Source organism: Kitasatospora sp. SC0581, from assembly GCF_048159585.1.
Classification (GTDB): domain Bacteria; phylum Actinomycetota; class Actinomycetes; order Streptomycetales; family Streptomycetaceae; genus Kitasatospora.
Map to the genome: position 1 here is coordinate 109,143 of NZ_JBLRWA010000012.1, position 12,282 is coordinate 121,424.

The window sequence follows — 12,282 nt, forward strand, 5'->3', positions numbered from 1 at the left end:
ACTGACGCCGAGCCGACTGACACCGGGCCGACCGGCGCCGGCCGTACGACCGAAGACGACGAAGACGGGCTGACCGATACAGATGGCTGGGTTGTTCGAGAGCGCCGGCAGTGGTGGCGCGGCGATCGCGCTGGACGAGTGGGAGGCCTCCATCCTGCGCTCGCTGGAAGTGCAGGTGCTGGAGCTGATCGGCCCCGGTCCGGGCGGGGAGGGCGACGACCCGCTGGCCGCGCTGTTCGCCGAGGGCCCGACCGAGGCGCCCGCCGACCCGGTGCTGGCCCGGTTCTTCCCGGACGCCTACAGCGACCCGGAGGAGCCGGCGGACGAGGAGGCCGAGGTCGCGTCCGGGGAGTTCCGCCGTTTCACCGAGCTGGACCTGCGGGCCCGCAAGCGGGACGACGCGCTGTTCGTCGTCCGGGCGCTGGACGGGCTCGGCGGCGGCGGGGTGCTCAAGCTGGCCGCGCCGGACTGCCTGCGCTGGCTGGGCGCGCTGAACGACCTGCGGCTGGCCGTCGGCGTCCGGCTGGAGGTCACCGAGGACGACGAGGACGGCCTCTATGAGCTGCCCGATGAGGACGAGCGCAAGCCGCTGGTGATGGCGTACCTGTGGCTGGGCGCGCTGCAGGAGTCGCTGCTGGAGGCGATGGCGGACTGACCTGCGCGGACCGCTCCGCGGGGGTAGCCGTATACGCACCGTGTCGCACGGATCGCCCTGCGGGGTCGATCCTGCCCGATTCCGGGCAAGCCCCGGCCGTTTTGTCCAGAATATGGACGATCAGCCGGGGCTTTTCCCATCAAAACGGGACAGAACATACCAGGTCATGCTCAAATAACGCTCAGATGGACGCCGCTATCCGAACCCTGCGTGGTACGACTTCTCCACCCCCGAGACCGACCAGGACGGTGCACAGTGGCCGAGAAGTTGTACGACGAAAGGGTCGATACTCCACCGGATGCGGAGGGCTACGAGCGCGGGCTCGGCAGCCGCCAGATCCAGATGATCGCGATCGGCGGTGCGATCGGCACCGGTCTGTTCCTCGGCGCGGGCACCGCGATCTCCCGCTCCGGTCCCAGTCTGATCCTCTCCTACGCCGTCGCCGGCCTGGTGATCTTCGTGATCATGCGGGCGCTCGGTGAACTGCTCACCTACCGCCCGGTCTCCGGCAGCTTCGCCGAGTACGCCCGGGAGTTCCTCGGTCCCTTCGCCGGCTACGTGACCGGCTGGACGTACTGGCTGTTCTGGGTCGTCACCGGCATGGCGGAGACCACCGCCGCCGCCGTCTACGTGCGGTTCTGGGCGCCCGGCATACCGCAGTGGGCCAGCGCGCTGACCTTCCTGGTCCTGCTCTACGCGGCCAACCTGATCTCGGTGAAGCTGTTCGGCGAGATCGAGTTCTGGTTCTCCATGGTCAAGGTCACCGCCATCATCGGCATGATCCTGATCGGCGTCGGCGTGCTGACCCTGGGCTTCAGCAAGGCCGGTGACACCGCGTCACTCGGCCACCTCTGGCAGGACGGCGGCTTCTTCCCCGAGGGCATCGGCTCCACCGTGATGACCCTTCAGATCGTCATGTTCGCCTATCTGGGCGTCGAACTCGTCGGCGTCACCGCGGGCGAGAGCGAGAATCCCGAGAAGACCCTGCCGCGGGCCATCAACACCCTGCCCTGGCGGATCATGCTGTTCTACATCGGCGCCCTGGTGGTCATCCTCTCGCTCGTGCCGTGGACCGAATTCCGGCCCGGCGTCAGCCCGTTCGTCGCCGCCTTCGGCAAGATCGGCATCCCGGCGGCGGCCGGCATCATCAACTTCGTGGTGCTCACCGCCGCGCTCTCCTCCTGCAACTCCGGGATGTACTCCACCGGCCGCATGCTGCGCGACCTCGCGCTGCGCGGGCAGGCCCCGGGACGGCTCACCAGGCTCAACTCCCGCCGCACCCCGGCCTTCGCGATCACCGTCTCCTGTCTGCTGATGGGCATCGGCGTGGTGCTCAACGGCGTCGTCCCGGCGCGGGCGTTCGAGTACATCACCTCGGTCGCCACGGTCTGCGGCCTGTGGACCTGGGCGATGATCCTGATCTCCCAGATCCGCTACCGCCGGGCCTGGCGGGCCGGCCACCTGCCGCCGCCCACCTTCAAGGCGCCCGGCGGCACCTGGGTCAGCGGGGCCGCGCTCGCCTTCCTCGCGGTGGTCGTGGTGCTGATCGCGCTGGACCGGGACAACCGGATCTCGCTGTTCGTCTTCCCGGTCTGGGCCCTGCTGCTGGTCGGCGGCTACCAGGTGCTCAAGCGCCGCGACCCGCAGGCCGTCCTCGGCGCCGCGCCGGACGGGGCGCCCGCCCCCACCGGGAACGCCTCCACCGGGAACACCCTCGACGGGAACGCCCTCGACGGGAACGTGGACGCCCGCTGACCGAGCCTCGGACACCCGGCGGACGGCCGCCGGGGCGTGGCTATCCTGACCGCATGCTGACCATCACCCGAGAACTCCGCGACCGGATCGTGGCCCACGCCCGCGCCGACCACCCGGACGAGGCCTGCGGCGTGGTCGCCGGACCGGCCGGCAGCGGCCGGCCCGAGCGGTTCGTCCCGATGCTCAACGCGGCCCGCTCGCCCACCTTCTACGAGTTCGACTCGGGCGACCTGCTCAAGCTCTACCGCGAGATGGACGACCGGGACGAGGAGCCGGTGATCGTCTACCACTCGCACACCGCCACCGAGGCCTATCCCTCCCGCACCGACGTGAGCTACGCCTCCGAGCCGTTCGCCCACTACGTCCTGGTCTCCACCGCCGAGGGCAACGGCGAGGAGGACCCCTACCAGTTCCGCTCGTTCCGCATCGTGGACGGCGAGATCACAGAGGAAGACGTGCAGGTCGTCGAGGCCTACCCGGTGTGACCGGTACCGGTGCGGACCCGGCCCGCCGACCCCTCCGAGGGGGCGGCGGGCCGTCGTCGTCTCAGTCCTGGGAACGGGAACATCCGGATCCCGAGACGGGCATGTCGAAGCGAGCCCGGGAATCTATACGATGAGCCCATGCGTTCCGTCGATGTGAGCACCCAGGCCCCGGGCACCCGCCTCGTGGCGCGCCTGCACATCGACCTGTGCCGGCACGCCGGTGCGATCTGTCCCGGCACGCCCGCGCGCTCGCGCTGAGAGCCGCTTCACCACCTCACCCGGGCCCGCCGCCCCGCGGCGACGCCGGGCCCCGGGCGCCCGCCCCGCCGCGTCCGCCGCGGCCCACCCACTCCACGACTCGCACAGGAGCGCACCCATGGCCATCGAGGTCCGCATCCCGACCATCCTCCGCACCTACACCGACGGCGCCAAGGCCGTCGAGGGCAACGGCAGCAACCTCGGGGAACTCTTCACCGACCTCGACGCCCGCCACCCGGGCATCGCCGCCCGCCTGGTCGAGGGCGGCGAGCTGCGCCGCTTCGTCAACGTCTACCTGAACGACGAGGACGTCCGCTTCCTGGAGGGCATCTCCACCGCCCTCGCCGACGGCGACAGCGTCACCATCCTGCCCGCCGTGGCCGGCGGCGCCCGCTAGCGTTGACCGGTTCCCCCGTCGCCACGGCGGGGGAACCATCCCTCTCCACCCTCACCGCCGTGGCCGGAGGCCTCCCTTGCGTTACGACAGTCCGCTCGAAGCCGTCGGCAACACCCCGCTGGTCCGCCTGCCGCGGCTGTCCGCCGCCGTCCCCGGCAACGCCGACGGCCTGGTGACCCTCTGGGCCAAGCTGGAGGACCGCAACCCCACCGGCTCGATCAAGGACCGCCCGGCCCTGCACATGATCGAGCGCGCCGAGGCCGACGGCCGGCTCACCCCCGGCTGCACCGTCCTGGAGCCCACCAGCGGCAACACCGGCATCTCGCTGGCCATGGCCGCCAAGCTCAAGGGCTACCGGATGGTCTGCGTGATGCCCGAGAACACCAGCGAGGAGCGGCGCGAGCTGCTGCGCATGTGGGGCGCCGAGATCATCCCGTCCCCGGCCGCCGGCGGCTCCAACACCGCCGTCCGGATGGCCAAGGAGATCGCCGCCGAGCACCCCGACTGGGTCATGCTCTACCAGTACGGCAACCCCGACAACGCCGGCGCCCACTACACCGGCACCGGCCCCGAGATCCTCGCCGACCTGCCGACCGTCACCCACTTCGTGGCCGGCCTCGGCACCACCGGCACCCTGATGGGCGTCGGCCGCTACCTGCGCGAGAAGGTCCCCGGCGTGAGGATCGTCGCCGCCGAGCCGCGCTACGACGACCTCGTGTACGGGCTGCGCAACCTGGACGAGGGCTTCGTCCCCGAGCTGTACGACGCCGAGGTGCTCACCACCCGGTTCTCGGTCGGCTCCGCGGACGCCGTCCGCCGCACCCGTGAACTCCTCCAGCAGGAGGGCATCTTCGCGGGCGTCTCGACCGGCGCCATCCTGCACGCGGCGATCGGCGTCGGCCGCAAGGCGGCGGCGGCCGGCGAGCGCGCGGACATCGTCTTCGTGGTCGCGGACGGCGGTTGGAAGTACCTCTCCACCGGCATCTACACCGCCGAGTCCACCGAGGCCGCGGTCGAGGCGCTGCAGGGCCAGCTCTGGGCGTAGGGCCTATCCGCCCTGCAACACCTTCCGCGCCCGGGCCCAGACCTGCCGGTCCACCGTGCCGGCCCGGCGGCGGAAGTCCGCCAGCGGCACCTCGCGCAGCTCGTCGGTCTCCAGCCAGCTGGCCCGGCCCTGCCGGTCGCCCACCACGCCGGGCGGCAGCGGCAGCACGCCCGGGCGCTCCGCGTGGTGCTTGCTGGTGATCTTCGCGACGGTGGCGGTCCGGCCGCGCACCCGCAGCACCAGGCACGGGCGGTCCTTGGCACCGGGGCCGTCCTCGAACGGCACCAGCGCCCACCAGACCTCCTGCGGCCGCGGGCCGGCCCCCGTCCGCGGTCGCGGACCGGCCGGCCCGGACGGACGCGGCGCCGGACGGGTGCGCCGCACCAGCGCCGCCGCGGCGGCGGCCAGCAGCGCGACGCCCAGCAGCGACAGGACGAGCCAGGTAGCGGTCATGCCGTTCATGCGGCGAACCGTACCGGGCCGGGGGTGAACGCCACCACCGCGACGGCCGGACACCCGTCCGGGCATTTGTCCGCGCATTGCTCCCGGTTCGTCACGGAACTGCCACAATGCCCGTTCTGCGCCCGGAGCCCCGGCCGTCCCGGCAAGGCTGCGTCACGAACGTCCGCCCCCGTCCCCCGGAGGTGCCCCGTGGCCCGTGGCCCCGAGCTGTGGTCCTACGCCGAGATCGCCCGCCACATCAACGTCCGGCGCGAGACCGTCCGCAGCTACCGGAGGCACCGGCTGCTGCCCGATCCGGACGTGATCGACGGCAGCGGCCACCCGCGGTGGTACCCGTTCACCATCCGCAGCTGGGCCCGCAACCGGCCCCGCCGCCGCTGATCCCCCGGCCCGTCAACCGCCCGCGCCCCTGCCCCGGGCGTTCTGGTGATTCCGCCCACAGCCCGGCACGGGGACGGGGGCAAAGTGCCGCTCCGCCCTTACCCTCGACACACCAACGCAGTGCTACCGGCCGGTCCACCGGGCCCGGCCTGCCGTTTTCCATGCTGTTTTCCACGCTGTGCCCGTGGAGGACGGCGATGCCGTTTTCCAGCAGCAGCCAGGATGTGTCGGGGCGGAGGGGCTCGGATGAAACTGACCGTGGTGGGGTGCTCGGGGAGCTTCCCGGCCGCCGACTCGCCCTGCTCCAGCTACCTGGTCGAGGCCGAGGGCTACCGCGTCGTCCTCGACCTCGGCAACGGAGCCCTCGGCGCCCTCCAGAAGTACACCGGCCTCTACGACGTCGACGCCGTCCTGCTCAGCCACCTGCACGCCGACCACTGCGTCGACCTGTGCGCCTACTGGGTGGCCCGCAACTACCGCGCCGAGGGCTGCCCCGAACTGCTGCCCGTGTACGGCCCGGCCGGCACCGCCGAGCGGCTCGCCCGCGCCTACGACATGCCGGAGAACCCCGGCATGAAGGAGGTGTTCGAGTTCCGCACCCTCACCCCCGGCGGCTTCCGGCTCGGCCCGTTCCGGATCGACGTCGCGCAGGTCAACCACCCCGTCGACGCCTTCGCCTTCCGGCTGGAGCACGACGGCCGCTCGCTGGTCTACAGCGGGGACACCGGCGAGAGCGCCGAACTCGTCGAACTCGCCCGCGACACCGACCTCTTCCTCTGCGAGGCCGCGTACATCGACGGGCGCGACACCTACCAGGCCGTCCACCTCAACGGCCGCGAGGCCGGCGAGCACGCCGCCGCGGCCCGCGCCCGCCGGCTCGTCCTGACCCACATCCCCCCGTGGACCGACGCCGAGCACAACCGGCGGGACGCCGCGGCCGCCTACCCCGGGCCGGTCGAGGTCGCCCGGGCCGGCGCGGTGTACGAGGTCTGAGAGCGGACCGGCGAGGCCTGAGAGCGGGCCGGGCCTGAGAGTGGGCTGGCGAGGTCGGGCGGGGTTCCCGGAAAAAGCTTCGGGACGACCCGCAACCTCCGCGCCCCCCGCACGTCCTTGTGAGTGAGCGGCGGGAAACGCCGCCGGAACGGCCGGCCCGTCGGGCACGGACGCGATCACACTACTCATCAGGCCCGCTTCGTGCTGCCCGGATCCGGTCGTACCGGTCCGGGACGGATATCCAGGGGGAAATCCCATGCGCAAGACCGACCGTGCCCTGAACCGGGCCCGCCGGCTCACCCCGGCGCTGGCGCTGACCGCCGCGCTGCTCGCCGGCGGCGCCGTGACCGCGGCCCCGGCCTTCGCCGCCGCCGGGCCGCTCAGCCTCACCGTGCACACCCCGGCGGTGGTCGGCTTCGCGGGCGGGCCGGTCGAGTTCACCGAGCACCTCGGCAACCCGGGTGACCAGGGCACCTCCGTCGTGCTGGACTTCGAGATCGAGAGCGACCTCGGGACGCCGCCGAACGCCCTGAGCCTCGACTACTTCAGCGAGCTGACCGGCGGCTGGCTGCCGGTGGAGCTGACGGAGCGCCCCGGGGCGGACAAGGTGGTCAACGCGGGCGGCACCGGCAAGGTCGTGGTCCCGGCGGGCGGCACCGACGTCCGGCTGCGGCTCGGCGTGCCGATGGGCAGGCCCCACGACGGGGCCACCAACGGCGGCACCGGCCCGAGCCTCACCTTCCGCACCGGCGTCAAGGGCTGGTCGCAGGACTCCCCGGTCGAGCCGCCGCTCACCGACAGCCACGTGGTCAAGGTGGAGGGGATCAGCAACGGCGTGTCCGGGGTCCCGGCCGAGGTCGTCGCGGGCGGCGAGCCCGTCGAGTTCGACGCGGTGCTCTCGAACCCGACGCCGTCCGCCTACACCAACCTCGGCAACGTGCTGTTCACCGACCGCCTCGCCAAGGTCGAGGTCCGCGGCGCCGACGGGAAGTGGACCACCGTGCCGGGCGTCACGGCCCCGGCGGAGCCCGTGGCGGGCCACTACCTGGACGGCCGCAACTCCTCGGCGGCGCCCCAGAGTTCGACCACCCGGCGGGTCCGGGTCAGCTACCCCGCCGACAGCCCGCTGGGCAGGACGGCGCTGAACCCCTGCGTGTTCGTCAACGAGGGCGAGGAGATGCCCTTCCGGGGCACCACCATGTGCTCGCAGGGCGCCACCACCGAGGTCGTCGCCCCCGCGCCGAAGCCCTCACCGACCGGCACCCACAAGGCCGGCGAGCCCTCGACCGGGCCGGCCGGCTCCGACGGCTCGCAGCCGAGGCCGGACGGCGGCGCGGGCGTCGCCCAGCCGGCCGGCGACACCACCACGGCGCCGGCCGCCCCCGCTCCGGCCGCGCCGCAGCCCGGCGCCGTGTCCGCGGACAACGCCCCCGCCGCGGCCGCCCGGCCGGTGGACGCCCACCTGGCGTCCACCGGTGCGGACAGCGACCGGACCGGCCTGATCGCGGGCGTCGGCGCGCTGCTGGTCGGCGCCGGCGCGGGGGCCTTCGTGCTGATCCGCCGCCGCCGCACCGGCTGACCGCGCACGGCAGTGCCGTCGTCGGCCGGACGGCTAGCGCCGGCCGGGGACGGGCAGCCCGAGGTGGTCCCGCAGGGTGGGGCCGGTGTAGTCGGTGCGGAACACCCCGCGCTCCTGGAGCAGCGGGACCACGCGGTCGACGAACTCGTCCAGGCCGCCCGGGGTGAGGTGCGGGACGAGGATGAAGCCGTCGGCCGCGTCGCTCTGCACGAAGCGGTCGATCTCGGCGGCGACGGTGGCGGGCGCTCCGATGAAGGACTGCCGACCGGTCAGCTCGATCACCAGTTCGCGGCTGGTCAGCCTCTTCTCCGCGGCCACCGCCCGCCACCGTTCGGCGACGGCCACCGGGTCGGCGTGCCGGACCCGGCCCTGGACCAGGCCGCTGTCCGGGTCGGGGTCGACGGCCGGCAGCGGTCCGTCCGGGTCGTGGTCGGACAGGTCGACGCCCCAGACCTGCTCCAGGAAGGCGATCGCGGTCTGCGGGCTCACCTGGGCCCGGCGGATCTCCCGGGCCCGTTCGTCCGCCTCGGCGTCGGTGTCGCCGAGGACGAAGGTGACCCCGGGCATGATCTTCAGCTCGTCCGGCTTGCGGCCGTACGCGGCGAGCCGGCGCTTGACGTCGGCGTGGAAGGCCTGGCCGTCGGCGAGGGTGGAGTGCCGGGAGAAGACCACGTCGGCGGCGGCGGCCGCGAACTCGCGCCCCTCGTCGGAGTCCCCGGCCTGGATCACCACCGGGTGGCCCTGCGGCGGCCGCGGCAGCGAGAGCCGGCCCTCGACCTCGAACTGCGGGCCGGAGTGCCGGACGGGCTCCTCCCCGGCGTCCCAGAACTCCCGTGCCAGCTGGACGGATTCGGCGGCCCGGGTGTAGCGGTCGGCGCGGTCCAGGTACCCGCCGCGGCGGAAGTTCTCCCCGGTGAAGGCGTCCGAGGAGGTGACCACGTTCCAGGCCGCGCGGCCGCCGGAGAGGTGGTCCAACGAGGCGAAACGGCGGGCCAGTTCGTACGGCTCGTTGAAGGTCGCGTTGACGGTGGCGGCCAGGCCGAGCCGTTCGGTGACGGCGGCCAGCGCGTTCAGCACGGTGATCGACTCGGGGCGGCCGACCACGTCGAGGTCGTGGATGAGGCCCTTGGTCTCGCGCAGCCGCAGGCCCTCGGCGAGGAAGAAGAAGTCGAACTTCCCGCGCTCGGCGGTCTGCGCGAGGTGGCGGAAGGAGGAGAACTCGATGTGGCTGCCGGCGGCCGGGTCGCTCCACACCGTGGTGTTGTTGACGCCGGGGAAGTGCGCGGCGAGGTGGATCTGCTTGAGCGGTCGGTCCGTCATCGGGTCACCTCGGCGAGGGCGGGAGCGGCGGTGGAGGCGGGGGAGGTAGGGGAGCCGTCGGCGGGGCGGGCGGCGTAGCGGCTGGCCGGGCGGGCCAGGCCGAGGTGGTCGCGCAGGGTGCGGCCGGTGTACCCGGTGCGCAGCAGTCCGGCGGCACGCAGGGCGGGGGCGATCCGGTCGGCCAGCGCGGCGAGGTCGCGCGACGGGTCGGCGGGGGAGAGGTGGAAGCCGTCGACGCCGGTGCCGGGCGCGGTGAGCTCGGCGAGCAGCCGCTCGTCGGCGGCCCGGTCGGGCAGGGCGGACAGGTCGGCGTCGAGCCGGGCGAGGACGCGCAGGTTCTCGCCGGCCCGCAGCCGCAGTTCGGTGGCGGCGGTCAGCCGGGTGGCGCGGTCGGGGGCGTCGAGCAGGACGACGTCGGCGTGCCGGATCGCGGCGTCGACCCGGGCCCGCCCGCCGGGGGAGGCGTCCGGCGCGAGGTCGGCGGCGGCGACGGGCACCACGACCACCGGGCGGCCCTGCGGCGGGCGCGGGGTGATGGACGGGCCGCGGACGGAGAAGCGCGGGCCCTCGAAGTCGATGTAGTGCAGCTTGTCGCGGTCGATGAACCGTCCGGTGGCGGTGTCGCGGATCTCCGCGTCGTCCTCCCAGCTGTCCCAGAGCCGGGCGGCCACCTCGACGGCGTCGGCGGCCTCGGCCCACAGCTCGTCCTCGGCGGCGACGGGGCGGCGGCCGAAGGCCCGCGCCTCGGCCTCGGTCGTGGAGACGCCGACCAGCCAGCCGGCCCGGCCCTCGCTCACCCAGTCCAGGGTGTTGACCGAGATCGAGGTGTGGAAGGGCTCGGTGTGGGTGGTGGTGACGGTCGGCACCAGCCCGACCCGGCCGGTCAGCGGGGCGGTCCGGGCGAGGGCGGCGAGCGCGTCGGGGCGGCTCGGCTCGGCGGCGAAGGAGTCGTCGAGGGTGACGAAGTCCAGGGTGGCCCGCTCGGCGAGGCGGGCGAGGGCGGCGTAGTGCCCGGCGTCGAGACGGCCGGGGCTGTCGAGGGCTGCGGACAGGTGCAACTGGCGGGGCATGGTGAGCCTGGCTTCCTCGTGCGGACGCGTGCGGGCACCGGCGCACCCGTACGGGGACACGGGTGCGCGGGGGCACGCCGGAGCGCGGTGGCGGCCCGCGGGCGGAGCCCGTACGGGCGGGGGAGGGAGGACCGGCGCCGGGCGGGACGTCAGCCGGGCGGCGGTGGGGGAACGGTCAGCTCAGCCGCGACACGCCGCGGACCACACGCGACCGAAGTCGATGTGGCTGCGGGTGACCAGCGGGCACGAGGCGTTCACCGCTTCAGTTGACCAGGGCGTCCGGCGGTTCGTCAACCGTCGTTTCCGCCCGCCGGAGCCGCGTGGGAGTCCAGTGGGAGTCCGGTCGGGGACCCGCCGGAGCCGCGTGGGCGCGCCCGGGTACGCCGAAGGCCCCGCCCCGCCGCTGGGGGAGCAGCGGCGGGACGGGGCCTCGGGAGCGGGCGGTGACGCGGGCGTCAGGCCTTGGTGACGTCCTCGATCTCGTCGTCGTCCTCGCGACCGGGGGTCTTGATGTTGAACTTGACGATGGCGAAGCGGAACGCGAAGTAGTAGATCGCGGCGAAGACCAGGCCGATCGGGATGATCAGCCACGGCTTGGTGGCCAGGTTCCAGTTGAGCGCGTAGTCGATCAGACCGGCGGAGAAGCCGAAGCCGTCGTGCACGCCCAGGCCCCAGGTCACGGCCATCGAGACGCCGGTGAGCACCGCGTGGATCAGGTAGAGCACCGGGGCGATGAACATGAACGAGAACTCGATCGGCTCGGTGACACCGGTCACGAAGCTGGTCAGCGCGAGCGAGATCATCAGGCCGAGGACGGCCTTGCGGCGCTCGGGGCGCGCGGTGTGGGCGATCGCGAGGGCGGCGGCCGGCAGGCCGAACATCATGATCGGGAAGAAGCCGGACATGAACTGGCCGGCGGTCGGGTCGCCGTGGAAGAAGCGCGGGATGTCGCCGGTCCAGGTGTGGCCGGAGGCGTCGGTGAAGCTGCCGACCTGCTGCTGGAAGAAGGTGTTGAGGAACTGGTGCATGCCGACCGGGATGAGGCCGCGGTTGGCGACACCGTAGATGGCGGCGCCGCCGGAGCCGAGGCCGGTCAGCCAGTCGCTGGCGTTGGTCAGGCCGGTGCCGATCGGGCCCCAGATCAGGCCCATGACGACGCCCAGCAGGGTGCCGACGAAGGCCATGATGATCGGCACGAGACGGCGGCCGTTGAAGAAGCCGAGCCAGTCGACGAGCTTCGTGCGGTGGAACCTCTGCCAGATCACGGCGCTCAGCAGACCGACGATGATGCCGCCGAAGACACCCGGGTCCTGCGGCTTTCCGGCCGGCAGCGCCTCGGTGACGGTGCCGTCCATCGGGAAGACGGTCAGCACGTTCTTGAAGACCAGGTAGCCGACCAGGGCCGCCAGCGCGGTGGAGCCGTCTGCCTTCTTGGCGAAGCCGATCGCGACGCCGACGCAGAAGAGGAGCGCGAGGTTCTTGAAGACGGCGTCACCGGCGGTGGCGAAGACCTCGGCGACCTTTCCCCAGCCGAGCCCGTCCTTGCCGAAGACGTCGGGCTGGCCCAGCCGGAGCAGGATGCCCGCGGCCGGGAGGACGGCGACCGGCAGCTGGAGGCTGCGGCCGATCTTCTGCAGACCCTGGAGGAGGTCCTGGCCGAACTTCTTGACGGGGCTGGGTGAGGCCGGAGCCGTGGCGGGCGCCGGTGCCTGCGCAGACTGACTCATGGGGGTGGGTTCCTAACGGCATGGCGGTCGGTCGGGGGGAAGGCACAGGGGCCGAACCGCGAACTGGTCTACACCACACGTGGTGTAGACCAGTTTTGTAGCACGGGTGGAGAAGTCGAGGAACCCCGGAAAGCGGTGTCTCCGGGAAGCGCTAT

The 12,282-nt window shown here is 73.0% G+C and carries 13 protein-coding genes; 9 read left to right on the forward strand and 4 right to left on the reverse strand.

The features are described 5' to 3' along the window. Window positions 1–82 precede the first annotated feature (82 nt). The 6 genes from ACLWS4_RS20255 (at window position 83) to ACLWS4_RS20280 (ending at window position 4,595) form a co-directional block, all read left to right on the forward strand. Complete coding sequence (locus ACLWS4_RS20255; RefSeq protein ID WP_375874761.1) at window positions 83–655, forward strand: DUF2017 domain-containing protein; 573 nt, start codon at window positions 83–85, stop codon at window positions 653–655. Between the two features lie 255 nt (window positions 656–910). Further along, the gene (locus tag ACLWS4_RS20260; protein ID WP_241853104.1) at window positions 911–2,410 is read left to right on the forward strand and encodes an amino acid permease; all 1,500 of its coding nucleotides are present in this window, start codon (window positions 911–913) and stop codon (window positions 2,408–2,410) included. Between the two features lie 53 nt (window positions 2,411–2,463). Further along, window positions 2,464–2,895: a Mov34/MPN/PAD-1 family protein gene (locus ACLWS4_RS20265; protein WP_074005046.1), complete on the forward strand. Its 432-nt coding sequence runs from the start codon at window positions 2,464–2,466 to the stop codon at window positions 2,893–2,895. Window positions 2,896–3,033: 138 nt separating this feature from the next. Continuing rightward, complete coding sequence (locus ACLWS4_RS20270) at window positions 3,034–3,153, forward strand: putative leader peptide (protein ID WP_310593142.1); 120 nt, start codon at window positions 3,034–3,036, stop codon at window positions 3,151–3,153. Between the two features lie 118 nt (window positions 3,154–3,271). Further along, complete coding sequence (locus ACLWS4_RS20275) at window positions 3,272–3,550, forward strand: MoaD/ThiS family protein (protein WP_030242903.1); 279 nt, start codon at window positions 3,272–3,274, stop codon at window positions 3,548–3,550. A 76-nt stretch (window positions 3,551–3,626) separates the two neighbouring features. Beyond that, window positions 3,627–4,595, forward strand: a complete 969-nt coding sequence (locus tag ACLWS4_RS20280) for a PLP-dependent cysteine synthase family protein (RefSeq protein ID WP_049654320.1) — start codon at window positions 3,627–3,629, stop codon at window positions 4,593–4,595. 3 nt (window positions 4,596–4,598) lie between these two features. On the opposite strand, the gene ACLWS4_RS20285 is transcribed toward ACLWS4_RS20280, so the two are convergent. Further along, window positions 4,599–5,048, reverse strand: coding sequence for a type II toxin-antitoxin system PemK/MazF family toxin (locus ACLWS4_RS20285; protein WP_416874864.1), 450 nt, complete (start codon window positions 5,046–5,048; stop codon window positions 4,599–4,601). Between the two features lie 198 nt (window positions 5,049–5,246). On the opposite strand from ACLWS4_RS20285, the gene ACLWS4_RS20290 reads away from it, so the two are divergent. The 3 genes from ACLWS4_RS20290 (at window position 5,247) to ACLWS4_RS20300 (ending at window position 8,010) form a co-directional block, all read left to right on the forward strand. After that, window positions 5,247–5,438 (forward strand): MarR family transcriptional regulator, encoded by a 192-nt coding sequence (locus ACLWS4_RS20290; protein WP_079272642.1) that lies wholly within the window; start codon window positions 5,247–5,249, stop codon window positions 5,436–5,438. Between the two features lie 246 nt (window positions 5,439–5,684). Continuing rightward, window positions 5,685–6,431: an MBL fold metallo-hydrolase gene (locus tag ACLWS4_RS20295; protein WP_074005047.1), complete on the forward strand. Its 747-nt coding sequence runs from the start codon at window positions 5,685–5,687 to the stop codon at window positions 6,429–6,431. 256 nt (window positions 6,432–6,687) lie between these two features. After that, window positions 6,688–8,010, forward strand: coding sequence for an LAETG motif-containing sortase-dependent surface protein (locus ACLWS4_RS20300; RefSeq protein WP_416874827.1), 1,323 nt, complete (start codon window positions 6,688–6,690; stop codon window positions 8,008–8,010). Window positions 8,011–8,043: 33 nt separating this feature from the next. Here ACLWS4_RS20300 and ACLWS4_RS20305 read toward each other — a convergent pair whose 3' ends face one another. The 3 genes from ACLWS4_RS20305 to ACLWS4_RS20315 form a co-directional block, all read right to left on the reverse strand. Beyond that, window positions 8,044–9,330: an LLM class flavin-dependent oxidoreductase gene (locus ACLWS4_RS20305; protein ID WP_416874828.1), complete on the reverse strand. Its 1,287-nt coding sequence runs from the start codon at window positions 9,328–9,330 to the stop codon at window positions 8,044–8,046. Further along, the gene (locus ACLWS4_RS20310) at window positions 9,327–10,400 is read right to left on the reverse strand and encodes an LLM class flavin-dependent oxidoreductase (protein WP_416874829.1); all 1,074 of its coding nucleotides are present in this window, start codon (window positions 10,398–10,400) and stop codon (window positions 9,327–9,329) included. Before ACLWS4_RS20310 ends, ACLWS4_RS20305 begins: the two co-directional genes overlap by 4 nt. A gap of 455 nt (window positions 10,401–10,855) precedes the next feature. Beyond that, the gene (locus ACLWS4_RS20315) at window positions 10,856–12,127 is read right to left on the reverse strand and encodes a PTS transporter subunit EIIC (protein WP_375874756.1); all 1,272 of its coding nucleotides are present in this window, start codon (window positions 12,125–12,127) and stop codon (window positions 10,856–10,858) included. Window positions 12,128–12,282: the final 155 nt, after the last annotated feature.

Coding starts and splice junctions, on each gene's coding strand:
- ACLWS4_RS20255 (WP_375874761.1), top strand. CDS start 83: ATGGCTGGGTTGTTCGAGAGCGCCGGCAGTGGTGGCGCGGCGATCGCG.
- ACLWS4_RS20265 (WP_074005046.1), top strand. CDS start 2,464: ATGCTGACCATCACCCGAGAACTCCGCGACCGGATCGTGGCCCACGCC.
- ACLWS4_RS20270 (WP_310593142.1), top strand. CDS start 3,034: ATGCGTTCCGTCGATGTGAGCACCCAGGCCCCGGGCACCCGCCTCGTG.
- ACLWS4_RS20275 (WP_030242903.1), top strand. CDS start 3,272: ATGGCCATCGAGGTCCGCATCCCGACCATCCTCCGCACCTACACCGAC.
- ACLWS4_RS20285 (WP_416874864.1), bottom strand. CDS start 5,048: ATGACCGCTACCTGGCTCGTCCTGTCGCTGCTGGGCGTCGCGCTGCTG.
- ACLWS4_RS20295 (WP_074005047.1), top strand. CDS start 5,685: ATGAAACTGACCGTGGTGGGGTGCTCGGGGAGCTTCCCGGCCGCCGAC.
- ACLWS4_RS20300 (WP_416874827.1), top strand. CDS start 6,688: ATGCGCAAGACCGACCGTGCCCTGAACCGGGCCCGCCGGCTCACCCCG.
- ACLWS4_RS20305 (WP_416874828.1), bottom strand. CDS start 9,330: ATGACGGACCGACCGCTCAAGCAGATCCACCTCGCCGCGCACTTCCCC.
- ACLWS4_RS20310 (WP_416874829.1), bottom strand. CDS start 10,400: ATGCCCCGCCAGTTGCACCTGTCCGCAGCCCTCGACAGCCCCGGCCGT.
- ACLWS4_RS20315 (WP_375874756.1), bottom strand. CDS start 12,127: ATGAGTCAGTCTGCGCAGGCACCGGCGCCCGCCACGGCTCCGGCCTCA.